We start from the raw sequence: 23,786 nt of genomic DNA, 5'->3' as shown, positions 1-23,786 counted from the left end.
AAAAGCGCTATCTTTGTCAACCTAACGTTAAATATGAAGAACATTTTCTACCTTTTTATCATCATAGCCATTTTTAGTTCATGTAAAGGTTATAAGGAAGTCGCTTACTTTCAAGACTTAAAAGGGCAAGTCCAGATAGACGAAGACATCACAAAATACCCCCCTATCAAAATTCAGCGGGACGATATTTTAGACATTACGGTAACCAGCCGTAATCCGGAAGCTACCGCATTATACAATGCCAATGCAGCTACTTCAAGTTCCTCTTCTGGTGGTAAAACTTCCTCCGGTGGCGGCGCTTCGGGTTATTTAGTCGATCAAAATGGAACCATACAATTGCCTTCTCTTGGTGCAGTAAAAATAGAAGGATTAACCACAGCAGAAGCAAGGGGCCTAATTCAGGACAAACTAACTACTTACTTAAAAGAGCCTATTGTGAATTTGAGGTTGACTAACTTTAAAATCTCAATCATTGGTGATGTTGCAAGTCCCGGTGTTTATAATATACAGGGAGAAAAGGTTACCGTAATTGAGGCTTTAAGTATGGCGGGAGACTTGAATATCACTGCCATACGGAAAAATGTTTTACTGGTTCGCGAAAACGCAGGAAAAAGGCAGTACGTAAGAATAAACTTGAATGAAAAAGAAATATTTAATTCACCTTATTTTTATTTGCAGCCCAATGATGCGCTATACATACAGCCCAGCAACGCCAAGTATGCCACTGTCGATACTTTTACAAGAAATATAGGTATTGCACTTTCTGTTATTTCTATTGGCTTAGTCATCCTTACACAGTTTTAGAGTACATTACATGTCAACTATTGAAGAAAATTCCGGGGCAGAAAAAAGTTTGAATTTTTCTAAGGACCAGGTTTTAAATATCCGTGAGATTATAGGCAATTATATTTTTCATTGGCCCGTTTTTGTTTTAGCCGTTGTAATCTGTTTATCGGTTGCTTACACTTACCTTCGTTACACGCAGCCCTTATATCAAATTAGTTCAACATTACTGATTAAGGATCAGAAAAAAAATAACGGTGCAGAGATTTTAAATCAGTTAGACCATACTGGAGGTTCGCAGAAGGATGTAGAGAGTGAAGTGGAAATTTTGAAATCGCGTACCTTGATGAACCAGGTGGTGGAGCGCTTAAATTTAAATGTATCATATACCTCAGAGGGCAGGTTAATTAGCACAGATGCTTATGAAACTAAACCCATTAGCTTAACGCCGGTTAAATTCAACAAGGCATGGTTAAATACAAAATTGCAACTTTCTTTTCCCGGAAAAAATACCTATTTGCTTAAAGACCTCGTCTCAGGAAAACATATTAGTGGAGAAATGGGCATTCTTCAGCAAAATTTGTTTGGGCTATACAGAATAGATAGGGTAAATGACACCAAAATAAACAATGCTGAGCATTTCATCGTCACTGTGTCTGCAGTAGAAGATGTGGTGGGTGGATACATGGGAGGTTTAACTGTTGAACCCAAAACTTTTCGCTCTAATGTATTGGATCTTGGCTACACCACTACGGTAGTTAAAAAAGGAGAAGACATTCTAAATACCCTGGTGCAGGTTTACAACGAGGCCTCACTTAAAGACAAAAACAGGGCAACAGACCGTACCATTCAGTTTATCAATGAACGGATTGTTCCGCTTAATGGAGAGTTAACTGACGTAGAAAAAAGTGTAGAAAATTTCAAAAGTAGTCAGGGCTTAACAGACATCACCACTCAGGCCGAGATGTATACAGATAATGTAAAAGAGAACCAACTCAGGCTTGAGGAAATTAACCTCAAGCTTGCCGAAATTGATGACATACAGCGTTACGTTAGTTCTGGCTCTGCTCAGGAGAAACTGCCATCTACTTTAAGTATCCTCGATCCGGTGTTAAATAGTCAGGTTGCCCAGCTCAATACGCTGCAATTGCAAAAAGTTCAATTGTTAAGTACCACTCAGGAGGCAAATCCAATCATGGATCCGCTCAATAGGCAAATTGAAACTACCCAGGCGAATATCCGGGCAAGCATAAAGAACATCAAACAAATCCTATTAAATTCAAAAGCACAATTGGCGGGTACTGGTACTACCAATCAGGGCTCAATCAAAAAGATTCCTGGTCAGGAGCGACAGTTCATCAGCATTCAGCGCCAACAAAAAATAAAAGAGGAACTGTATCTGTACCTTTTGCAGAAGAAAGAGGAAACTGCCTTAACTTATGCCTCAGCTGTAGCAGACAGCCGCCTTATTGACCCCGCTATCGGCTCCCGCGGACCTATCAAGCCTAAAAAGCAAATCATTTATATGGTTGCCTTTTTAGTGGGGCTTATCCTGCCTGTGGTATATATCCACGCTAAAGATCTGCTTAACAATAGAATCGGTAGTGTAGCTGATATCAACAAAGGCACTTCTGCCCCATTATTGTCTGAGTTGGTATTCCATGAGGGCAAAGAGGCAGTTGTGGTTACTGAAGGAAACAGAAGCGCCATTGCAGAGCAATTCAGGGCTTTACGTACCAATCTGAAATATATCCGTGGCAAGAAAACTGATGATTTGGGGAATGTTACCCTTTTTACTTCCAACATTTCAGGCGAAGGGAAAAGTTTTGTATCCACCAACCTGGCAGCTGTTCTGGCAGTTAGTGGCCGTAAAACAGTATTGCTCGAACTCGATTTGCGTAAACCTAAAATCACACAATACCTTAACCTGCCATCAAAAGCAGGTTTAAGTAATTACCTGATCGGGCAAGCTAAATATGAAGATATCCTTCAGGAATCCGGTGTTCATCCCAATTTATTTGTTTTGGGATCTGGCCCTATACCGCCAAATCCATCAGAATTGCTGATCGAAGGAGAAATAGACGTACTCATAGCCTATTTAAAAGAAAATTTTGACGAAATCATCATTGACTGTCCGCCTATAGGGCTGGTAACCGATGCTCAGATTCTTTCGCGTTTCGCAGACCTTACGCTGTATGTATTACGTCATGATTTCACGCTTAAATCTTTGCTTACCCAGGTAGATAAACTTTATAGGCAACAAAAATTCCCTAAATTAAACCTGATTCTTAATGGTATTAAAGCTGATGGAAGAAATGGTTACGGTTATGGTTACGGATATTATGGAAGTGATTTGAAGGCAAATTCATTTAGCTTAAAGTCAGCTCTTCGCAAATTTTTTAAACGGTTTTAATTTGTTTAACGAGGAAGGCAATCAGGAGCTTACCAGCAAACCCTGTTTTATGGTTCAGGCCAGGATGGGCTCAACCCGCCTGCCAAATAAGATGACCTTAAACTTTTTTGAGGGCCGCAATTTATTCGAGCTTATCCTCTCTAAATTAAAAGATAACTTCCCGGAGATACCCATCGTTATTGCAACGTCTACCATGCCTCAAAATGACATTCTTGCTGCTATAGCGGTAAACAAGGGATGCGAAGTTTACAGAGGGAGTGAAAATGATGTTTTAGAAAGATTTATAAATGCGGCAGATCAGTTGGGTTACAACAAAATTATACGGGTTTGTGCAGATAACCCCTTCCTTGATGTCCTGGAAATCGGTCGCCTGCTCGCTCATTTAAGTCATAATCCAACTGATGATTATATCGGCTTTATGGTGAATGGCACACCGGGGATTAAAACCCATTTTGGGTTTTGGGTAGAGTATGTTACACTACATGCACTAAAAATGGTTTCGGGCAAAACAGCAGAGCCTTTATTTAAAGAACATGTTACCAATTATATCTATGGCCATCCTGAATCTTTCAAGGTTAAATTTATTCCGGCAAATCAACGTTTGGAAGGAAGAGTGGACATCAGGATGACCTTAGATACACCAGAAGATTTTGAAATTCTATCCCAGCTGTATGCCAGATTAACGAGCACATACGGTGCGGTTTTTGGAATAGCCCAGATAGTCGATTTCCTTGATACCCACGTAGGTTACAAGCAGAAGATGTCAGCCCAGATCGGGCAAAATTTAAAGTAATAATTCTTATATTCACCTCCCAAATCAAATATACTAACCTTATGAAAAATACAGAAGAAGAAGTTTACATCATTGGTGAAATCGGTCAAAATCACAATGGCTCTGTAGATATCGCCAAATTGATTATTGAACTCGTTTCAAGACCTGTAACTGAAGATAATTTTGGCTTAAGTTTAAAGCCGATGAACGCAATTAAACTGACCAAAAGAGATTTGAAAGAAGAATTGACAGATACGCAAATGAACCGCATCTACGATTCACCACATGCTTTTGGAAAAACATATGGTGAGCACCGTGAGTTTTTGGAATTAAATGACGAGCAGCATTTCGAGATCTACCAGTATGCTAAAAGTAAAGGTCTTGAGTTTGTAGAAACGCTTTGTGCAATTGGCTGTCTTTCTTTGTTGAAATTATTTACACCAAACTATTTAAAAGTTGCCAGCCGCGACCTAACAAATCTCCCGCTGCTTGCTGCAATGGCAGAAACAAAAATACCTATTATTCTCTCCACTGGTATGGCCGGGAAAAAGGAATTAGACGAAGCTTTGGATGTCATTACAAAATCTCATTCAGACATCTCCATTTTACACTGTGTGTCGCAGTACCCAACCCATCCGGATAACCTGAACCTGAAAACAATTACTTACCTGCAAAAACACTATGGTCAATATAATATTGGATTTTCAGATCATACCATTGGGATTTCTGCACCCGTTGTTGCCGTGGGCATGGGCGCAAAAATGATTGAGAAACACATTACCATAGACCGGCATATGAAAGGGACCGACCAATTAGGCTCTTTAGGTCCTGATGGCGTATACAGAATGCTGCGTGACATCCGTATTGCCGAAAAGTGGATGGGCGTAGAAGATATTTATATCGAGAAAGATGTCCTGTCTGCAAAAGTTAAGCTGGAGCGTTCTTTGGCTGCCAAACACGATTTGCTCCCAGGTGATGTCATTAAAGAAGAAGACTTATGTTTATTAAGTCCAGGAGATGGGTACAAATGGAGTCAAAGGGCCGAACTAATTGGTAAGGTAGTTAAAACCAAAGTTTTGGAAAATGAATTGATCTATCCTGACTTTGTTTAAATTTAAGCTCATTACGCAATGCTTCCAAAATTAATTATAACAGATATAGACGGTGTATGGACAGATGGAAGTATGTATTACGACCAGACAGGTAACGAACTTAAGCGATTTCATACCTATGATAGTGCCGGTGTAGTTTTTGCCCAGCTGTTACATATTCCGGTTGTAATTATCACCGGAGAGGATACCGAAATCGTGAGCAGGCGAGCAAAGAAGATTAAAGTTGATTACCTTTTTCAGGGTGTAAAGAACAAGGTAGAGGTCATTCAAACCTTACTTACAGAGCTGCAATTAAGTTTTGAAGACTGTGCTTATATCGGAGACGACATTAACGATGCACTGTTACTTCAAAAGGTAGGTTTTAGTTCCTGCCCCGCAAATGCGCCAGACTATATTAAAAAAATGGTGCATTATGTTACCCTTAAACAAGGGGGGCAGGGTGCTTTCAGGGAATTTGTGGAATATATCCTCAGCAGTAACAATGCATTTGAAGATGTGCTCAAGTTAGCGGTTTCACGTCATGAAAAGTCAAACTAATCATAAAATGGAATATGACGTAATTTTCTATTATCCCCAACATTTTAATAGAAGTAAAGCGGGCACAAATCCATTCTTCGATCCGCTGATTAAAATATGTGAGGATTTTAATATTAGTTTTCTCCTTATTGAAGAACCTGATAAAAATACTGCTGCACCACGAAATTCAAAAGCATATCAGTTCGATTTCTGGCTGTTTTTAATCTTATCTTTTAGAAAACTGATCCCGGGCTTTTTTTTTAAAACTAGCAGGCACCGTGATCGTTTTATTGGCAAACTCATAAGCCGTCTTTCTTTCAGAAAATTCAGCGCCAGGAATTACATTACCATATCAAATTCTATGATCAATTGCCTTTCGGCCTTTAACGATCAGGCAAAAGTGTATGATCTGCAGCATGGAATTATTTACAGTTGGCATCATGGTTATTTCAACGCAGATGGCAGCCTGAAAGAAGAATTGAATAGCCCGAACCTGGGTTTTTTAGTTTATGGAGCAGGATTTTTAAACGAGTTTTCTAAGGGCAATGAAAATAGCCTTAATCACCGTGTCAAAGTTATAGGCAATGTATTGAAACCTCTGCACATGGAAGTTGCAGTTATGCCTGAAAAAAATCTGAATAAAGTAGTGTATTCATTGCAATTTACAAGAGATTGGGATGTAAGGCGTTTGGAAGATCAAAGAGAAGAGTTGTTTGCCCTGCTGGAAAGTGTAGAAGCAACTTTTCTTAAATTTGGACTCGTATTTTACCTTAAGCATCACCCCAGATTTGGCAATTGTATCAACCTGAGTACGCTTTCCGAACGGTTCAAATTTGTGGAATTTATAAATCCCGGATTTTACGAACCAGATCAGGAGCCATTTTTACATGTCACAATTTACTCCACTGTTGCATTTGATTACGCAGAAAAAGGAATTCCTACATATTTTGTGCAGTCAAAGTCGGCGCCAGAAGGTAAAATGATCTATCTGGATAAGTATGCTTATCCTTGTGTTTATCCTTCACTTTCAGAAATGATAACGGTTTACCTGACCGATCATGGGAGGTATATGGATGAGGGGCTTAAAGTGATGGAGTGGCAGAAAAATTTTTATGCAGATTTCGACGCAAAACAATTTCTGAATATCTTATCGTTCAGCGGCAATGAAAATTTGAAAGGATCAGCTCATGTTGGAGAAGAAAATTAAGGTTTTTTTAGGCGGTTATACCAACTACGTCAATGCCCAGAATCTCAACTGCCGTGCATTGGCAGAGCACCTGGATAAAAGAAAGTTTGGGGTGTATACCTTAGCATTGTATAACGGGCAGCTTTCAGACATGCCTTCAACTGCCGGACTAAAGGTTTTTAAGTGCTTCAGACCTGTTCGCCTATCGCAATACCTTGGTTTTCTATGGGGCATATGGCACTGTGATGTAGCTTATTTACCTAAAGACGATCTTTGGAAATTTAACAGGTTTTTGCTTAGGCTGTTAAAGAAAAAGAGTTTCTCAACCATAGAAGTTATTTTAGAGCCGGTAATCTACCATACTTTACTTGCAAAGCATGTTAACCGGGAGATGTTTCTTCAATCAAAGCGCTATTTTTCCAGGTTGTTTAGCATCACACATTATATGTCCAGATTTAATTATGACGTTTGCGGATTAAAAACCGAAAATGAAGTGTTATTTCTGGGGGTAAATGCCAAACTGAGCCCAAAAACTACAATGGTACCTAAATTGGAGAAAGTAATCATGATTGGTAATGATTTGGTAAGAAAGGGCATCTCAGATTATTTAGAACTCTCTAAAAGTTTTCCCGACTTAACATTTGTTGTTGTTGGCAGTGGAAATGGACAAATTGATATAGATCAGGAGATTCAGAAAAATGGAATCCGCAATGTCATTTATAAAGGCATGTTAGGATCAGCAGCACTTAGCGATTTGTTACAAACTGTAGATTTACACATTCTGCCTTCCCGGTCAGAGGGTTTTCCAAAAGTAGTTTTGGAGACTGCTTCAGCTGGTATTCCATCTGTTTTATATGCTGATTATGGGGCAGATGAATGGGTTGAAAATAACAAAAATGGCTGGATAGTAAACACCATAGCTGAGATGGCCGATAGGATAAGAAAACTGCAAAATGAGCCTGCCATGCTATCCGCTGCTTCCAGGTCGGCTGTGGAACTGGCTAAAACATTTGATTGGAAAATTAAAATCCTGCAATGGGAAAGGGTAATCATGGACATACATGAGTAGTAAACAAATTTATATTTACCTTTGAAACCAAACCTATCAAATTGGATAAAGAAATAAAAGGAACTGCTCAGGGGCTTAGGATGCGGGCTGTGAAGGGTGTATTCTGGAGCTTCATTGATCAGTTTTCTTCTCAGGGCATAGGCTTTGTTTTAGGCATTATACTGGCACGTCTGCTTTCCCCGGCAGATTATGGTTTAATCGGCATGCTTAGCATTTTTATCGCCATAGCCAATTCATTTGTTACTAGTGGTTTTGGCACCGCCTTGATTCAGAAAGTAGATCGTTCGGAAACAGATTTTTCTACCGTATTTATTTTTAATCTAGGCTCAAGCCTGGTTTTTTATGCCATCCTTTTCTTCAGTTCGCCCTACGTAGCCGCGTTTTATAATATTCCTCTTCTAGAGCCCATCACTAAAATTGTTGCTTTAAATGTGATCATCAATGCCCTAACCATTGTTCCGCGCACAAAATTAACCATCAATATTGACTTCCGCTCGCAAACAAAAATTTCTATAACCTCCATTGTACTATCTGGCATGGTTGGTGTATCTATGGCATACCTGGGCTACGGCGTATGGTCACTGGTCATTCAAGGGCTGGTTGCTGCAGTAGTTCAGGCCATTTTGCTCATTTATTTCATCAATTGGAGGCCATCTTTAGTATTCTCAAAGGCATCCTACAAAACCCTGTTTGGCTTTGGTTCAAAAATGATGGCTTCTGGCCTATTAGATACGGTATATAACAATATGTATGCCTTAGTAATCGGTAAAAAATTTCTCCCTGCAGATCTTGGTTATTATTCCAGGGCACAGCAGCTGGAGTCACTTCCCGCACAAAATATTACCGCAATTTTGCAGCGGGTTACCTTTCCAATCTTTTGCCAGATACAAAATGAAGACGATCGGTTAATCAGCGCTTACCGCAAACTCATACGCATGACTTCATTTATCGTATTTCCGTTGATGTTTCTGCTGGTGGCTATATCTGAACCATTAATTACCGTATTGCTTACCGAAAAATGGCTGCCTGCGGCAGCGTTATTCCGGATATTATGCTTTGCAGGAATGTGGTACCCCATCCATGCCATCAATCTTAATATCCTTCAGGCTAAGGGGCGGTCAGATTTATTTCTTAAGCTGGAAATATGGAAGAAAGTACTTGGGGTAGCCGTCTTATGCATCACACTCCCTATGGGCTTAATTGCCATGGCAGTCGGGCAGGTTGTAAGTTCTTTCCTTGCCTTATTTATCAATACTTATTATACCGGAAAACATTTCAAGTACGGTATTTGGCTTCAGATAAGAGATATAGCTGGGTTTTTGCTCATTTCACTACTGGTTTGTGCCATTACACTTTATGGTACACAATACATCTCATCTAATTGGTTAAAATTATTTGCTGGTGGATTTGTTTACGTTTTTGTATACCTTGGTGCTTTGAAACTATTTAACTTCTCAGAATTGAGCGAAATGTTATCCATGGTCAAAAAGCCAGGTTAAACCTTAGATTTATCAAATGATACCTGTTACAAAACCCTTTTTACCGCCTCAGGAAGAATATGAAGCATACCTAAAAGGTATCTGGAAACGTCAATGGCTAACCAATATGGGGCCATTAGCCAATGAGCTGGAGCTTCAGCTAAAGAATCATCTTCAAATAGACCATCTTTTGTTTGTTACGAATGGAACGGTGGCACTGCAAATTGCAATTAAGGCATTGGAATTAACCGGAGAGATCATCACTACACCTTTTTCTTTTGTTGCCACTACCAGTTCAATTGCCTGGGAGGGCATTAAGCCTGTATTTGTAGATATAGATCCCAAAACTTTTAATATTGATCCTTCAGCAATTGAAGCCGCAATTACAGAAAAAACCTCTGCCATTATTGCTACCCATGTATATGGAAACCCATGCGATATTGATGCCATACAGCTGATTGCAGAAAAACATAATCTCAAAGTAATTTACGATGGTGCCCATGCATTTGGGGTAAATTATAAAGGCAAAAGTATTTTTGAATATGGCGACATCAGTACCTGCAGTTTGCACGCAACAAAATTGTACCATTCTATAGAAGGTGGTTTGGTTATTACCAAAGATCCTGACCTGTTAAAAAAAATGGCTTACATGCGTAATTTTGGTTTTGATGGTCCGGAGCGTTTTGCTGAACTGGGCATCAATGGCAAAAATTCTGAGTTTCATGCAGCGATGGGCCTGAATAACCTAAAGTACATTAATCAGATTATTGATAAAAGGAAGGAACTAACGCAACACTATGATAAAATGCTTAAAAATGTAAAGTGTTTTACCCAGGAGTGGAATCGAAATTCTAATTGCAATTATGCTTACTTACCTATTGTGTTTAACGATGAGCAGCTGATGTTAAAGTGCATGGAGAATTTAATTGCATATAATATTTACCCAAGACGGTATTTTTATCCTTCGCTGGCTAAATCACTCCCGTATGTAGATCCGGTAGAAATGAAACATACAGATGACATCGCAAGAAGGGTACTATGTCTTCCCTTGTATTACGACTTATCTAAAGAAGAGGTGGACCTCATTTGCCGTTTAATTCTTAGGGTTCAAAATAACTAGATCATTAATAAACATACATATGTATAATATTGCAGTAACCGGTGTTGGGGGTGGAGTTGGCCAGAGTATACTTAAATCACTTGAAAAATCTGGATACAACGTAATTGCTCTTGATGGTGAATTACTTGCTGCAGGGCTTTATGCTGCCGGCAAATCCTACCTGATTCCATATGCCAATAGCCCGGAATATATTGATGCATTGCTCGCAATTTGTAAGGCCGAAAAAATCGCTTTGTTATTTCCGGGTTTAGACGCAGAATTGATGCCACTTTCTTTAAACAGAGATGCATTTAAGGCTATAGGTACTACAGTGGTAGTCAGCAGTCCCGAAGTGATCAAGATTTCTGACGATAAGCAGGAAACCCACAATCAGTTAATAGCCCATGGAATCGATGTGCCTTTTACCTCCCCGCTGCAAGGATTTCAGCCTTCGGCTAAAGATTTTCCCTTAATTGTAAAGCAACAGGTTGGTGGCGCAAGGTCAAAGAATGTTTACCTTGCTAAAAATGAAGAACAATGGGGGCTGCTAAAAAGTAAAGTAGCGGGCGATGAAGATAGTTTCATAGTCATGCAGTACATAGAGGGTGATGAATATACCTGCGGAACCGTTAATTTAGATGAGCAATGCAAAGGTGTAATTGTAATGCGAAGGATTTTACGTGATGGAGATACTCATAAATGTTTTTCGGAAAAGAATCCGGTTATAGAAAAAGCAGTGCGAAAGGTAGTTGAAGCCATTAAACCTTTTGGGGCATGTAATGTACAATTAAGGATGAAAGATGGAATCCCATATGTTTTTGAAATCAATGCACGTTGCTCAGGCACAACTGCCTCCAGAACACTTTGTGGATTTAATGAACCAAAAATGATTGCTGATTATTTATTGCAAAACATTGAGCCGCAGTTTGAGATCAGAGAGCAAACCATTTTAAGGTACTGGCAGGAACTTGTAGTAGAGAATGAAAGTGTACGAAAGCTAAAAGATTCGTCAAAAATTCAACTCCATAACCATATTTCCTTATGATAATAGGCGTGTTGGGAGCCAATGGTTTTGTGGGAAGATCACTTTGCACTACATTTCTTAATTCAGGAAATACAGTGCTGGCTTTTTACAATTCCAGTCAATCTGATGTCCCGGAGGGATGCGTTTGTTATGCCGTAGATCGATTACCGGAGACAAAAATGAATTGCTTATTTATTGCGATGGGCGGACATGGATTAAGTTACGAGTCATATTTAAGGCAGTTTTTATCCTTACAGGCTACACTTCAGGCATTAAATTTTGATCGGATGGTCTACATTTCAAGCACCGAAGTATATGGTGCTCATATTGGAATTATAAATGCAGATAGTTGCTACAATAATCCAAAAACCTACGGGCTGTCAAAACTAATGGAAGAATTTTTAATAAATTCCTTTGAAAATGTTTCCATTATAAGACCAACCTATATTTATGGTATAGGGATGAAGCCAAATTCATTAGTGCCCATCTGGATAAAACAAGCATTGGTGGCTAAAGAAATTGTTGTTTATGGTGATGGTACCCGTTGCCAGGATTATTTGCATATTAATGATCTTATGGATTTATGTCAACTCCTGGCCACTTCAGTTATTAAGGAGGTAGTTGTCGCTGCCACAGGTAATTCTATTACTAATATGGATCTTGCAAAATGCATTGGCGGTCACCTGGGGGGAATAAAAATTAGTACAAGAGATTCAGATCTATCCTCGTCATTTCATTTTGATGTCTCTAAAACATTTTGCCTTTTTGGATGGCAGTCGAAGATTTCAATTCAAGACGGCATTAAAGAATTGATAGATTATGAAATTGCTAATTTATAGTGATGTACATGGCAATCTTCCTGCATTTGAAAAAATGCTGGAAATGGAGCCGGATTGTGAAATGCACATCTGTCTTGGCGACCTCGTAAATTATGGACCATGGAGTGATGAATGTATAGACCTGGCTTCCTCTCTTCGTAATCCGGTGCTGATTATGGGGAATCACGAAGAAGCCTTTATTGATGGGTTTTATCCGGGCAGTAATCCACTTGTCCAAACATTTTTTCAGCAGAATATTTCCGGATTTCATCGGCGCGAGCAGATCAAAACATTTGTTAGCGCCTACCAGCTTGATAAATTTTTGTGTACACACACAATAATGGATAAATATATTTATCCCGATACCGATGTAGTTTTAGATAACAATTATATTATAGGGCACTCGCATCATCAGTTTAAATATATAAATAGTGATTTTGAATTGTACAATGCGGGTAGTGTGGGTCAGAACAGGAAGTATATTAATGTAATTAATTATCTTACCTACGATACTGAAACCAATGATTTGAAAATGAAGCGCCAGTTGTATAATGTAGCGCTGCTGATAAATGAGATGAAGGCTAAAAAATTCCCTGAAATTTGCTTAGACTATTATTTACAAAAGGAAAGATTATAATGAATGAATCTAACAGTATTATAGAGAACTGTACCTTGCCAGATACTATAAATTTGGGGAACATGATAACCCTGCTGAATACTCAGCTTGGAGATCAGTGCATGGTTGGTAACTTCTCAAAGATGGCCTATTCAAAGATGGATACACTCTCCTATATCGGTGATTATACAGTGGTAATCAATGCCATAATTGGCAGATTTTGTTCTATATCCTGGGGGGTTACCATCGGACCCGAAGAACATGATTATACCAGATTGACCAATCATAGCTTTTTGTACTCACTAAAATCTTTCCAGTTAACTCCTTATAAACATTACAGTCCTTTTGAAAAGGAATGTGTTATTGGTAACGATGTTTGGATTGGGTGTAACAGTACAATCTTAAGAGGGGTAACCATAGGCGATGGCGCTGTAATAGGAGCAAACTCCCTTGTCAATAAGGATGTGCCTCCTTACGCAATTGTGGCCGGTACTCCGGCTAAAGTTATAAAGTATAGGTTTAACGATGCTGTTATTGCTGCTCTTTTGGATTTAAAGTGGTGGGATTTGCCTCTTAAACTAATTTCAGCAAATACCGAACTTTTTGCCGCACAGCCAACTTTAGGAATTATAGCTCAAATTAAAGGCTTGCATCAATCTGGATAATCAGGCGCTATTCGTTACTTTTAGTGGCAGAACCGCATTGGATTAACTATCTTTGACTATTATTTCTGAGAACTTAAATCCAACAGGCTAAATATAAATATGGAACTGGAACACTTCCTTGAAAACTTTTCGAATACCCTTAGTGACACTGATAAAGAATTAATTAAACCCGAAACTGTTTTCAGAGAGCTGGGAGAATGGGATTCGTTAACAGCGTTACTTGTAGTTGAAATGATAGATGAGAAGTACGATAAAACACTCACTGGTGAAGATTTGCGGGGTTCAGTTACTATTCTCGATATTTATAAAATACTAAAAGCAAAAGGCTAACCCATCAAATAAACTTTTGTTAATGAAGAATTTGATCATTATCGGTGCGCGGGGCATGGGCCGGGAAACTTTTTCCCTTGCTAAAAACTGCCAGGGATATGGTACTGAATATCAAGTTAAAGGATTTCTGGATGATCATCTGCATGTTTTGGATGACTTTACAGGTTACCCACCTATTTTGGGTTCAGTTGAGGCTTATGAAGTGCAGGAACACGATGTTTTTATCTGTGCACTAGGTGCGGTTTATTGGAAGAAATTCTATGCAGAGCAGATCCTTGCAAAAGGTGGATTATTTATTAATTTGATTCATCCGTCGGTTACATTTTCGGATAATGTAACGTTAGGCACAGGGTTGATTATTTGCCAGGGGGCTTGCCTGAGTAACGAAGTTAGCGTTGGAGATTTTGTAATTATTCTTAATTACAGTGGCTTGGGGCACAATACAAAAGTAGGAGATTGGTGTCATATCGGTGCTTATTCTTTTACAGGGGGCTTCTCGGTTCTGGAAAATGAGGCTACACTCCATGTGAGAGCTACGATTTTACCAAATATACAAGTCAGAAAAAATGCAGTAATAGGCGCCTGTAGCCTGGTTACAAAAAATGTTAAAGAAAATACAACTGTTTTCGGAGTACCAGCAAAGGTTCTTGAATTTTAATTAGTAATTTAACTTCCCATCCAATATTTCCTATGGCAAATTTTTCAATTCATAACATTGCAATAAAAGGAATATCATGCTGTGTTCCTGAAAATAAAAGTAATAACCGAAATCTGGATCATCTTTTTCAAGGTGATGCCGAGAAATTTATTAATGCAACGGGCATTGAAGAGCGTCGTATCGCCTTGAAAGATATTTGTGCATCAGATTTGTGTATTGAGGCAGGGAATAAATTAATTGAAGCCCTGGACTGGAAGAAAGAAGATATCCAAATTTTAGTCTTTGTTACCCTAACCGGAGATCATATTGTACCTGGTACCTCCTCTATTTTGCAAGACCGCCTTGGCTTATCTAAAACCTGCATGGCTTTCGATGTCACTTTAGGCTGTTCTGGCTATGTTTATGGACTTTCTATTATCACAGGTCTGATGAACAGCTTTGGGATAAAAAAAGGCCTTTTACTGGCTGGAGATACCTGCAGTAAAATTGTTTCTAAAAATGACAAGACTACCTTCCCTTTGTTTGGGGATGCTGGTACAGCCACCGCATTACAAATAGAAGAAAACTCAGGTGAATTATTATTTGATGTGGGCACAGATGGTAGTGGTTATGAGTCAATCTTTATCCCGCATGGTGGTTCCAGGCGTAGAGCTGATACCGATTCCGTGATTGAGACTGAGATAGCTCCTGGAGTCAGCAAAAGTAAGTATCATGTTCACCTGGATGGCATCAATGTTTTCTATTTCGGGATATCCCAGGCGCCAAAAACAGTCAATAACCTGATCGATCATTTCGGTATACAAAAAGATGAGATCGACTATTATGTGTTTCATCAGGCTAATAAGATGATGAACACTAAAATCGCCTCAAAACTTAACATTCCAATTGAAAAAGTTCCCGCTTCACTAAAAAAATTTGGCAATACCTCTTCTGCGTCTATACCCCTAACCGTAGTAACCGAATTAAGGGATGCCATAAAAAATGATAAAGGCAAACTTATCTTTTCTGGATTTGGCGTAGGATTATCATGGGGGACTATGTATGTAAAGATAAAACAGGATACTCCATTAATTTTTACAGAGCTGTAATTGTCAATAGTAAAAATGGAAGGTAACCAAACATCAGCCGTCATGGTTTCGGTTCTCATGATCACCTATAAGCATGAAGCTTTTATCAAACAAGCTGTGGAGTGTATTCTTGCGCAGGAAACGGGCTTTGAATATGAACTGATCATAGCTGATGATTGCTCCCCTGACAGCACCAGTGCTGTAATAGCAGCCTTAACAAGCTCGCATCCAGCAGCACGAAGAATAAAGTATTTCAGGCATAGTCCTAACATTGGCGCTGCTGCCAATGTTGTGTTCGCCTTTAATCATTGCAAAGGTAAATATATAGCACTTTGCGAAGGCGATGATTACTGGACAGATTCCTTAAAATTACAAAAACAGGTTGATTTTCTGGAGGCCAATAGAGACTATGGTTTGGTGCACACCAATAATAAAATCTTTCTGGAAAAAGATCAAACTTTTAGTGAGCTCTCAAGGATAATTAACGATGATGAAAATCTGTTTGAGTATTTAATTTTTAAGAACAATCCAATTTGCACCTTAACGGTTTGTTTAAGGGCAGAAATGATGCTGCGTTATCTTTCATTAATTGATGTTCAAAAGGATGCTTATTTAGTTTCAGATTATCCAATTTGGATTTGGTTTTCCATGAACAGTAAAATTAAACTGATCAATGAAGTAACGGGTGTTTATCGAATTTTAGAAGAGTCTGCCTCACAATCTGCTGATCCAAAAAAGAAAATTCTTTTTATAGAGAATGCTAAAAAGCAAGCGCTTTTCTTCCTGGATGAGCACAGAAAGGCTGAATATGAACTTGCCTTTTATAAAAAGTATTCCTTTTTATATGCCCGGATGGGTGAAGCTGAAAAGAAGAAATTTATAACCAGACTATTTTGGAATACTAAAAATTATCTTCACTATTTAAGATTTAACCTTTTAAAGGTTTTTAATTCAGAAAGTGCCGCTATAAAGTTGATTGATAAAATTCAGTTATTGACTGAGACTAAAATGCGCGGATAATGATGAAGGAAAAATACGTTATCATAACTCCATTCTTTCCTACAGATGATGATTTTGTAGGCCCTTACATATACGATCAGGTAAAGGCCATTCAAAAGACAGCACAATATGAGCTCATCGTAATTAAGATTGTGGGCAATAGAGCTGCCATCCCTTACATATATCAAGGTATATTTGTGAACGAAATCAGCTTGGTTGATTTGCCTTCCTTTATTTTGCCGGGTCTTTTTCTGCAAAAAAATATTAAAAATTTGTTGTCGTTAATGAAGATGTTAACGGACAACAACCTCAGCACCATTAAATTTATTCATGGTCATGTCACTTATCCATCCGGTTTGCTTGCTGTCCTCCTTGCTCAAAAAATAGGGGCTAAGTCTATCGTTCAGCACCATGGTTTTGATGTCATGGGTTATACCAATGGATGCTTTCAGCAAAAATGGCTGCAAAAATTAAATGCGCTATGGATTAATAAATTTCATGTGCCTGTGCTAAATAAAGCCACATGGAATGTAGGCGTAAGTAAACAGACGCTAAGCCACTTAAATCAAATACCCGGGTATCAACCTAAAAAGGAACTCGTGCTTTATAATGGTACAGATCCATTAAAATTTTACCCCATCGCTGGTTTAAAAGACCAAAATTACTTTACCATTGGCTGCGTTGGCAACTTCTGGGCAATTAAAGATCAATTGTCACTCCTTAAAGCCCTGCGTATTTTACGTTCTAAAAGCCAAAAATACGATTGCATCCGGCTAAAACTTATAGGTTCAGGTCAGATGTTGAACACCTGTATTGCATATGTAAATGAAAACGGGCTGTCTTCGGTTGTGCACTTTCTCCCTACGCTTGACCATACACAGCTTAATGCTTTTTACAACAGCCTGGATTTATTTGTACTGCCTTCGTATGATGAGGCTTTTGGTTGTGTGTATACTGAAGCTTATGCATGCGGGGTTCCTTTTATTGCCGTAGAAGGGCAGGGCATTGCAGAATTAGTTACATTTGCAAACTCCAGGCACCAGCTGATGAAAAAAGAAGACATTAAGGGGCTTGCTGATCAAATTGAGTACTTCTTTAACCATCGTGACTTTAGGCCTGAACTGATGCATAATATAGATATCGACTTTCAAATAAGGAATTTTATGACTAGTATAACTGTAACATGAACTTTTTAGTAAAATACGGCATCGGGGTTTATTTACTTGTCACCTTGTTCTATAAACTCATGTTTATTTTGCCCGGAGCGGTGATCAATGTTATTTTTCTTGTAGTAATGCTGATAGGGATACTTTGTCTTCCTTTTTACCTAAAAGTTATCTATAGTGGGGAGTCATTAAAAGTTTTTTGGGTATTTCACCTTGTTAATTTGTTAAATTTTGTCCATTTAATGTTGTTCAGCCCAACAGAGTTTAAGGCAATACTTTATTTTTTTACAAAATATGCGTCATTTAATCTGATCATTCTTGGGCTGGTCTATAACGAAGAATTTTATAAAACGGTGATCGTAAAGTACTTTAAATATGTCCTTCTCTTTATGCTGGTCACCGGTGCCTTTCTTGGGAAGTCGGCATTGGATGACGGACGTTTATCCATCGGTTACAATTCGAATGATGTTGGTCTTTTTGGTCTGTTGGGTCTGTTTTCCATCATTACTTTTAACAAGGGTTGGCAAAAGGATAAAAAAGACCTTACGCTTGCGGTTATCTTCTTGTTAGTAAGTTTGCTCTCAGGATCCAAGGCAGCTTTACTAGGTATTGTTGTTGTGGGTTTTTTAAATTGGGGCATCACCTTAAGAAGTGTAGGTATGGCCGCCTTATTTATGTTTTCAATGCTAATAATGACGTTTATAGGGCATAAGACTGCGCTCGATCGCTTGGAAAGTAGTGAGGGTGCTTTTTCATCCAGGGAAGATGTATTTAGAAGTGGGATGCGCACATTTAACGATAGTCCGGTATTTGGCTTCGGTCTGGACAGGTATGGTTGGGCAAACCCAAAGTATTCAAAGGCTGTCGGAGAAACTTTAGGTCCCCATAACACCTATATATCTATCGGCATCATGTATGGTGCGTTTTTTGGGATTATATTCTTATTGATTCTGACTAGATTTTTATGGCGCACTTACAGGAAATCCTATAAAAGCCCGGATCGGTATATCCGATTTGGTTATTACTTTTTATTGCTCATCATGGTCAATGGCTTTTTTGAAACGCTTATTGTGGGAGTGAATGAATTTGTAACGCTGCTTTATTGGTTTTTTATTGGCACTGTATCGCTTAATTATTTCTCTACTCAAAAATTAAATCATGCTGCAGATCATTAATGACATTGCTGAGCTTGAGCAGAAGGAGGAAGTTTTGGGCGAAGCGTACCGAAAGCATAGCTGCCTTTCTTTCTGCAGCCCCGCTTTTTTATTTAATGCTTATCAGGAATTTTTATCCAAAGAACAACGCAATCAGCTTTACTTTGTCATCTACGCTGTCAAAGAGGAAATTGTTGCTTATCTGCCCTTATACATTGATGCTGCCCATACACTTAAATTTATATTCGATCGCCATACCGATTACTGCGGAATTGTTGGGCAACAGCCCGATATTGAATTTTTTAAAGAGTTTGCAAAGCAAATCCTATCCGAGCCAAAAATCAAAAGACTTGATTTTGATAACCTGTTGCCCAATGACGGTTTGTTAAACTATTTGAAGCAGTTTTTTAATAGCGGCATTATTGCTTCCTCTTACAATAACCATTCTTATGTAAGTGCAGAAAAAGACAAGGGTTATTTCGGCACTTTAAAATCCAAATTCAGAAGTGAGTTAAAAAGAGTACAAGGGAAAACTAGTAATTATGCCTTTAAAACCTTTACACATCCTGAAGATTTTCCAGTCCAAAAAATTCAGGACCTCAGGAACCACATGATCCAAAGCGGATTGCGGGATCAATCATTCTTCGATGAACAGTTCATCAGCTTCAGCAAAAAAATGTACGAAGCCGGAGAAATGATCCTGATTTCTAAATGGGACCAAAATGAGCTGTTATCCATCGTCTTCGTATTCAGCAATCAGCATCAAAAATCATTCACTTTCTGGATTACCTTATTTAACGATCGCGTCCAATACATCAACCTTAGCACCTATCTGGATTTTATCAGTCAGATAGAACATCAAGAGCCTTATCGCTTTAGTTTCGGAAGAGGAAATTATGATTTTAAACTCAAATTCCTACCGGTTATAGAAAACCTCTACAACCTGCGCTACAGTAAATCCAAATGGGACTTCTTTTTTGTTAATTTCTATCCCATTAAATTATTTCTAAAGCGACTAATCAGGGAAAAGAAATGAAGGTTCATACCATATTTGTAGAGCCTGCAAATTATACACAGGACCTGATAGAAAACGTGCACCATAAAGTGGGCATCAGTTATTCCTTCCTTTACTCAAATTCTGCTGCTGCGGCATCAGGCCAAATCAGCAGTGCTGCATCGCGTTTTTTTGACCAACACAGCCCATTCAGCAACATGGCTTATCTTTGGAAATGCAGTCGCCAATACAGTCTTATCATCGTTAACGGCTACAACCATCTACCCTTTATTTTCCTGTGGATCTTTGGCTTTTTCAACTCCTGCCATGTTGGGATAGAATCCGATACGCCCTATTATGAGCGTAGGGGCATTAAGGGATTGCTCAAATCCATCTGGCTTAAGCTGGTGTTTTCCTGCCCTCATGTATTAGGCTTTCCTGGAGGTCATGGCAAACACTATGATTTGTTTATAAATTACGGCATGTGCGAAACCCGCATTTTCACCCTGCCCATGATGGTAGATAATGCAAAATATTACAAGCCATTGTCTAATGATATGTCTGATCCTGAGGGGACAATTAAGTTTTTATGTGTAGCCAGGCTGGCACCAGAAAAAAATATCCCCCTGCTTGTTGCCGCTTTTAAAACTTTGCTTGTTTCGTATAAAAATATACAGTTGGATCTTGTTGGCGATGGGCCGCAAGGGGCAGAAATTGAAATGTTAGTAAAAGACATTCCCGAGATCAGCCTACATGGTAAAAAGTTCGGCGCAGAACTGTTGGTGTTCTATAAAAATAACCATGTGCTCATTTTACCCTCTATTTTTGAGCCCTGGGGATTGGTGGTCAACGAGGCCATGGCGGCTGGTATGGCTGTAGTTTGCAGTGATGAGGTTGGTGCTTCCCATGATTTACTCTCCAATACCGATTCCGGCTGGATTTTTGAAAACAACAACCAGCAAGACTTAACAGAAAGCCTGGCAGACATTATAGAACACCCTCATCAAATCTATAGCAATGGCAAAAATGCGCAGGATTTTATGATGCAACACTGGAATTATCATACCTACATAGAAAGTTTAAACAAGATCCTTAATTATGTTAAAAGCCATTAAGTCATTTGTGTATTCAGGAGGTTTGTTGTTGGGTAAATTGCTGTACCATAACCGCAAGAGCAAGGTATTGTACTACCATGATGTGCACCAGGATCAGGAAATAGCCGAAACCCCCATGTCTACGCCAATGCGGCTTTTTGCACAACACGTAGCAATCATCCGCGAAAACGGCTTTGAGATTGTTGATGTAATTACCCAGGCCAAAAATCAAATCCAAATTAGCTTTGACGATGGTTACGCAGGCGTATATAAAAACAGGCATTTCTTCATTCAGCAAGGTTTAAAACCTACCATTTTTCTCATTACTGCCAGTATCGGAACAGAGAAGTACATGACGGTACAGGAAATTAGAAAACTCCAGGCCGAAGGCTTCAGGTTTCAATCCCATACCCACACTCATCCAGACCTCAATCTGCTCAATATCCCACAGCTCCAGCAAGAATTCAGTACCTCCAAAGACCTGCTTGAAAATATATTGGAACAGCCGGTTACGGAAATTTGCTTTCCAAAAGGCTTTTTTAACGATAAAGCGGTAAACACTGCCTTTCAGCAAGGTTACACTGCATTGTATTCCAGCATTCCCGGATACCACCAGGAAAAAAACCAATTTAAGGTACAATACAGAAACCTGGTACAGTTTGCCTCTCCCTTCAACCTTAAATGCATTTTGCTGGGCGGGCTGGATATCTATAAAAAACGTTATACCCAACAGCACTACCATGAACAATAAAGTAATAGTCTATCCCAAGCTCCATTCGCTATACCACTTTATCATTCGTTTTCGGGGTGCTGGTTTAGCCAATTGCCTTTTCATGTATGCCAGGGCCTTGGTATTGGCAGAGCGTCACCATTTAAAAATCATCAATCCCAGCTGGCTGCAGTTCAATATCGGCCCTTACCTGCGCAAAGAAAAAGACAAAAGACATTACAATGGCTTGTTTAAATCCTTTGGCATCCAGGGCTTCAGTAAACACTGGCTCCTGCTCAGCCAAAAAATGCTGCCCGAAGATACCGATCCCGCTAGGGTAAGCAGCGGATTAATTACTGTGCAGGGCTTGGGTAATTATTTTAAAGACTTAACCGGACAGCATACCTTTATTAAAAAACACCTGCTCAGCATTGTCAGCAACAAAACTTTACAGGCCTACCAGCAAGCAGAGCAAGATTTCATTGGCCTGCACATCCGCCTGGGCGATTATGATCCCGCAGGACGTGTATCCATAGATTGGTATTTGCAAGCGATGGCCTTGGTGGCCTCCAGTAGTAAAAAGCCCGTTCGCTTTTTCATCTTTTCAGATGGCTTGCCCGAAGAACTGGAGCCGGTTTTAAATTTTCCTAACACAGTTATGGCTTTCTATGGTAATGCCATTGCAGATATACTTGTACTTTCAAAGGCAAAGTTCATCATTGCCTCCGATTCTACTTTTTCTGCCTGGGGCGCTTACCTGGGTCAGGTGCCTGTTTTATTTTTTAGGAGACATTTTCCTGCGGTGCTGGATAATTCTGAACATGAATGGGTTTATACCGAACAGCCGCTGGAAGAAATAGAACAAGGGATCATCAAAGTGTTAAATGAGCCCTCATGATCCTGATCGACGCTGTATATATCAATATGGGCGGAGGTAAAGTCCTGCTGGATTACCTGATCCAAAGCCTGGAGCGAAGTGGCTTAGCGGTGCATTATTTGTTGGATGAGAGGATACAGGGAAAGCATCCCCACATTGAAAATACCTGTACTTACTTAACTGCAGGCTTAAAAACCAGGCATGTTTTTTACAAAAGCCATCAGGAAAATTTCAGCAGTGTATTGTGTTTTGCCAGCATCCCGCCAACCATCCGGCTTAATGCAAAAGTATATACCTATTTTCATCAGTTGTTGTACCTTAAAGTGCCCAAAAACAGTGGTTTCAAATTTACGCTGATGGCCAGGCTCAAATCAGCCGTATCCCGCCTGCTCAAAGGCAATAGCGATTACTGGCTGGTACAATCCGAAAGTGTAAAAAGCCAATTACAGCATAAATACCAATTAAAAGAGCAGCAATTAAAGGTACTTCCATTTTACCCCGCTGCAACAGCGCTGCCCAATACCACGCGGATTCCCAATAGTTTTACTTACGTAAGTTTGCCTGCCAGTTATAAAAACCACCAGCGCTTGCTGGAGGCATTTCAGCTGTTTTATCATAAAAACAAGACCGGGCAATTGAACCTTACGGTTAACGATCAGTTTCCAGCCTTGCTTCAGCAAATTGCGCAACTTCAGCAACAAGGCGTCCCCATCATCAACCATGGTTTTCTGGCACAAAAAGAGCTTGCCAAATTGTATAGTCAATCTGCTTTTGTCGTCTATCCATCATTGGCCGAAAGTTTTGGCCTTGGACTGGTAGAGGCCCTGGAATATGGCTGTGAAATCATTGCGGCAGATTTGCCTTATGTGCAGGCCATTTGCAAACCCGCCCTTACTTTCAATCCTTTAAATACCCAGGATATGGCCGGGGCTTTTGAACAAGCTACAAAGGGTAAATACCAAAAGAGCAAACAGCTGGTGTTTAACCAAATTGATCAGCTCATAAACTTGTTACAATCTTAAGAGCCTATTTTCAATTTACCTAATTATTTGCCTATGCTTCTTTTTGGTTACAACATCGTTATATGTTCTCGAGGTAGAAGCCCCGCTATCTCCTCGAAAACAAGCCTCGTTTCGCTCAAAATTAAGCTATAACCAATTTCATCATGTAAATTTAAACAGGCTCTG

General features: G+C 39.3%; 24 protein-coding genes. All 24 read left to right on the top strand.

The window, feature by feature from the left end:
* Window positions 1–33: 33 nt before the first annotated feature.
* Entirely contained in the window at window positions 34–804 is a 771-nt protein-coding gene (locus LPB86_RS01645; RefSeq protein WP_230640795.1) for a polysaccharide biosynthesis/export family protein, read from the top strand.
* Window positions 805–814: 10 nt separating this feature from the next.
* Window positions 815–3,196, top strand: a complete 2,382-nt coding sequence (locus LPB86_RS01640; protein ID WP_230640793.1) for a polysaccharide biosynthesis tyrosine autokinase — start codon at window positions 815–817, stop codon at window positions 3,194–3,196.
* A gap of 1 nt (window position 3,197) precedes the next feature.
* The gene (locus LPB86_RS01635) at window positions 3,198–3,989 is read left to right on the top strand and encodes a cytidylyltransferase domain-containing protein (RefSeq protein ID WP_230640791.1); all 792 of its coding nucleotides are present in this window, start codon (window positions 3,198–3,200) and stop codon (window positions 3,987–3,989) included.
* Between the two features lie 41 nt (window positions 3,990–4,030).
* On the top strand, window positions 4,031–5,080 hold the full coding sequence (locus tag LPB86_RS01630; RefSeq protein ID WP_230640790.1) for an N-acetylneuraminate synthase family protein: 1,050 nt from the start codon (window positions 4,031–4,033) through the stop codon (window positions 5,078–5,080).
* A gap of 18 nt (window positions 5,081–5,098) precedes the next feature.
* On the top strand, window positions 5,099–5,617 hold the full coding sequence (locus LPB86_RS01625) for an HAD family hydrolase (RefSeq protein WP_230640788.1): 519 nt from the start codon (window positions 5,099–5,101) through the stop codon (window positions 5,615–5,617).
* A 7-nt stretch (window positions 5,618–5,624) separates the two neighbouring features.
* The gene (locus LPB86_RS01620; protein WP_230640786.1) at window positions 5,625–6,803 is read left to right on the top strand and encodes a hypothetical protein; all 1,179 of its coding nucleotides are present in this window, start codon (window positions 5,625–5,627) and stop codon (window positions 6,801–6,803) included.
* On the top strand, window positions 6,784–7,851 hold the full coding sequence (locus tag LPB86_RS01615) for a glycosyltransferase family 4 protein (RefSeq protein WP_230640784.1): 1,068 nt from the start codon (window positions 6,784–6,786) through the stop codon (window positions 7,849–7,851). The genes LPB86_RS01620 and LPB86_RS01615 overlap by 20 nt, the downstream gene beginning before the upstream one ends.
* A gap of 41 nt (window positions 7,852–7,892) precedes the next feature.
* A complete protein-coding gene (locus LPB86_RS01610) occupies window positions 7,893–9,350 on the top strand; it encodes a lipopolysaccharide biosynthesis protein (protein ID WP_230640782.1) in 1,458 nt (485 codons plus the stop codon).
* Between the two features lie 16 nt (window positions 9,351–9,366).
* Complete coding sequence (locus LPB86_RS01605) at window positions 9,367–10,449, top strand: DegT/DnrJ/EryC1/StrS aminotransferase family protein (RefSeq protein ID WP_230640780.1); 1,083 nt, start codon at window positions 9,367–9,369, stop codon at window positions 10,447–10,449.
* Window positions 10,450–10,468: 19 nt separating this feature from the next.
* Window positions 10,469–11,473 carry an ATP-grasp domain-containing protein gene (locus LPB86_RS01600; protein ID WP_230640778.1) on the top strand — a complete coding sequence of 335 codons (1,005 nt, stop codon included), beginning with the start codon at window positions 10,469–10,471 and terminating at the stop codon, window positions 11,471–11,473.
* Entirely contained in the window at window positions 11,470–12,291 is an 822-nt protein-coding gene (locus LPB86_RS01595; protein ID WP_230640776.1) for an NAD(P)-dependent oxidoreductase, read from the top strand. The genes LPB86_RS01600 and LPB86_RS01595 overlap by 4 nt, the downstream gene beginning before the upstream one ends.
* Window positions 12,272–12,907 (top strand): metallophosphoesterase, encoded by a 636-nt coding sequence (locus LPB86_RS01590; RefSeq protein WP_230640774.1) that lies wholly within the window; start codon window positions 12,272–12,274, stop codon window positions 12,905–12,907. Before LPB86_RS01595 ends, LPB86_RS01590 begins: the two co-directional genes overlap by 20 nt.
* Before the next feature lie 62 nt (window positions 12,908–12,969).
* The gene (locus tag LPB86_RS20900) at window positions 12,970–13,551 is read left to right on the top strand and encodes a CatB-related O-acetyltransferase (RefSeq protein WP_304622677.1); all 582 of its coding nucleotides are present in this window, start codon (window positions 12,970–12,972) and stop codon (window positions 13,549–13,551) included.
* Window positions 13,552–13,650: 99 nt separating this feature from the next.
* Window positions 13,651–13,881 (top strand): phosphopantetheine-binding protein, encoded by a 231-nt coding sequence (locus LPB86_RS01580; protein WP_230640772.1) that lies wholly within the window; start codon window positions 13,651–13,653, stop codon window positions 13,879–13,881.
* A gap of 22 nt (window positions 13,882–13,903) precedes the next feature.
* A complete protein-coding gene (locus LPB86_RS01575; RefSeq protein WP_230640770.1) occupies window positions 13,904–14,539 on the top strand; it encodes an acetyltransferase in 636 nt (211 codons plus the stop codon).
* A 32-nt stretch (window positions 14,540–14,571) separates the two neighbouring features.
* On the top strand, window positions 14,572–15,627 hold the full coding sequence (locus tag LPB86_RS01570) for a 3-oxoacyl-ACP synthase III family protein (protein ID WP_230640768.1): 1,056 nt from the start codon (window positions 14,572–14,574) through the stop codon (window positions 15,625–15,627).
* On the top strand, window positions 15,628–16,626 hold the full coding sequence (locus LPB86_RS01565) for a glycosyltransferase (RefSeq protein ID WP_230640766.1): 999 nt from the start codon (window positions 15,628–15,630) through the stop codon (window positions 16,624–16,626).
* Window positions 16,626–17,792, top strand: coding sequence for a glycosyltransferase (locus tag LPB86_RS01560; protein WP_230640764.1), 1,167 nt, complete (start codon window positions 16,626–16,628; stop codon window positions 17,790–17,792). The genes LPB86_RS01565 and LPB86_RS01560 overlap by 1 nt, the downstream gene beginning before the upstream one ends.
* Complete coding sequence (locus LPB86_RS01555; RefSeq protein WP_230640762.1) at window positions 17,789–18,946, top strand: O-antigen ligase; 1,158 nt, start codon at window positions 17,789–17,791, stop codon at window positions 18,944–18,946. The genes LPB86_RS01560 and LPB86_RS01555 overlap by 4 nt, the downstream gene beginning before the upstream one ends.
* Window positions 18,930–19,961 (top strand): hypothetical protein, encoded by a 1,032-nt coding sequence (locus tag LPB86_RS01550; protein ID WP_230640760.1) that lies wholly within the window; start codon window positions 18,930–18,932, stop codon window positions 19,959–19,961. Before LPB86_RS01555 ends, LPB86_RS01550 begins: the two co-directional genes overlap by 17 nt.
* Window positions 19,958–21,034: a glycosyltransferase family 4 protein gene (locus LPB86_RS01545; protein ID WP_230640758.1), complete on the top strand. Its 1,077-nt coding sequence runs from the start codon at window positions 19,958–19,960 to the stop codon at window positions 21,032–21,034. Before LPB86_RS01550 ends, LPB86_RS01545 begins: the two co-directional genes overlap by 4 nt.
* The gene (locus tag LPB86_RS01540; protein ID WP_230640756.1) at window positions 21,018–21,764 is read left to right on the top strand and encodes a polysaccharide deacetylase family protein; all 747 of its coding nucleotides are present in this window, start codon (window positions 21,018–21,020) and stop codon (window positions 21,762–21,764) included. Before LPB86_RS01545 ends, LPB86_RS01540 begins: the two co-directional genes overlap by 17 nt.
* Complete coding sequence (locus LPB86_RS01535; RefSeq protein WP_230640754.1) at window positions 21,754–22,620, top strand: alpha-1,2-fucosyltransferase; 867 nt, start codon at window positions 21,754–21,756, stop codon at window positions 22,618–22,620. Before LPB86_RS01540 ends, LPB86_RS01535 begins: the two co-directional genes overlap by 11 nt.
* Window positions 22,617–23,621, top strand: a complete 1,005-nt coding sequence (locus tag LPB86_RS01530; RefSeq protein WP_230640752.1) for a glycosyltransferase — start codon at window positions 22,617–22,619, stop codon at window positions 23,619–23,621. Before LPB86_RS01535 ends, LPB86_RS01530 begins: the two co-directional genes overlap by 4 nt.
* Window positions 23,622–23,786: the final 165 nt, after the last annotated feature.

It is taken from the genome of Pedobacter sp. MC2016-14 (assembly GCF_020991475.1).
In the GTDB taxonomy this organism is placed as follows: Bacteria; Bacteroidota; Bacteroidia; order Sphingobacteriales; family Sphingobacteriaceae; genus Pedobacter.
Note: the sequence above shows the minus strand (reverse complement) of the source record. Positions and strands in the feature narration are given on the sequence as shown.

What these genes read in the sequence shown, in the direction of transcription:
- LPB86_RS01630 (WP_230640790.1), top strand. Translation starts at nt 4,031, where the DNA reads ATGAAAAATACAGAAGAAGAAGTTTACATCATTGGTGAAATCGGTCAA.
- LPB86_RS01605 (WP_230640780.1), top strand. Translation starts at nt 9,367, where the DNA reads ATGATACCTGTTACAAAACCCTTTTTACCGCCTCAGGAAGAATATGAA.
- LPB86_RS01530 (WP_230640752.1), top strand. Translation starts at nt 22,617, where the DNA reads ATGATCCTGATCGACGCTGTATATATCAATATGGGCGGAGGTAAAGTC.
- LPB86_RS01645 (WP_230640795.1), top strand. Translation starts at nt 34, where the DNA reads ATGAAGAACATTTTCTACCTTTTTATCATCATAGCCATTTTTAGTTCA.
- LPB86_RS01580 (WP_230640772.1), top strand. Translation starts at nt 13,651, where the DNA reads ATGGAACTGGAACACTTCCTTGAAAACTTTTCGAATACCCTTAGTGAC.
- LPB86_RS01560 (WP_230640764.1), top strand. Translation starts at nt 16,626, where the DNA reads ATGATGAAGGAAAAATACGTTATCATAACTCCATTCTTTCCTACAGAT.
- LPB86_RS01570 (WP_230640768.1), top strand. Translation starts at nt 14,572, where the DNA reads ATGGCAAATTTTTCAATTCATAACATTGCAATAAAAGGAATATCATGC.
- LPB86_RS01590 (WP_230640774.1), top strand. Translation starts at nt 12,272, where the DNA reads ATGAAATTGCTAATTTATAGTGATGTACATGGCAATCTTCCTGCATTT.
- LPB86_RS01620 (WP_230640786.1), top strand. Translation starts at nt 5,625, where the DNA reads ATGGAATATGACGTAATTTTCTATTATCCCCAACATTTTAATAGAAGT.
- LPB86_RS01625 (WP_230640788.1), top strand. Translation starts at nt 5,099, where the DNA reads ATGCTTCCAAAATTAATTATAACAGATATAGACGGTGTATGGACAGAT.
- LPB86_RS01540 (WP_230640756.1), top strand. Translation starts at nt 21,018, where the DNA reads ATGTTAAAAGCCATTAAGTCATTTGTGTATTCAGGAGGTTTGTTGTTG.
- LPB86_RS01595 (WP_230640776.1), top strand. Translation starts at nt 11,470, where the DNA reads ATGATAATAGGCGTGTTGGGAGCCAATGGTTTTGTGGGAAGATCACTT.
- LPB86_RS01550 (WP_230640760.1), top strand. Translation starts at nt 18,930, where the DNA reads ATGCTGCAGATCATTAATGACATTGCTGAGCTTGAGCAGAAGGAGGAA.
- LPB86_RS01615 (WP_230640784.1), top strand. Translation starts at nt 6,784, where the DNA reads ATGTTGGAGAAGAAAATTAAGGTTTTTTTAGGCGGTTATACCAACTAC.
- LPB86_RS01555 (WP_230640762.1), top strand. Translation starts at nt 17,789, where the DNA reads ATGAACTTTTTAGTAAAATACGGCATCGGGGTTTATTTACTTGTCACC.
- LPB86_RS01600 (WP_230640778.1), top strand. Translation starts at nt 10,469, where the DNA reads ATGTATAATATTGCAGTAACCGGTGTTGGGGGTGGAGTTGGCCAGAGT.
- LPB86_RS01535 (WP_230640754.1), top strand. Translation starts at nt 21,754, where the DNA reads ATGAACAATAAAGTAATAGTCTATCCCAAGCTCCATTCGCTATACCAC.
- LPB86_RS01575 (WP_230640770.1), top strand. Translation starts at nt 13,904, where the DNA reads ATGAAGAATTTGATCATTATCGGTGCGCGGGGCATGGGCCGGGAAACT.
- LPB86_RS20900 (WP_304622677.1), top strand. Translation starts at nt 12,970, where the DNA reads ATGATAACCCTGCTGAATACTCAGCTTGGAGATCAGTGCATGGTTGGT.
- LPB86_RS01545 (WP_230640758.1), top strand. Translation starts at nt 19,958, where the DNA reads ATGAAGGTTCATACCATATTTGTAGAGCCTGCAAATTATACACAGGAC.
- LPB86_RS01640 (WP_230640793.1), top strand. Translation starts at nt 815, where the DNA reads ATGTCAACTATTGAAGAAAATTCCGGGGCAGAAAAAAGTTTGAATTTT.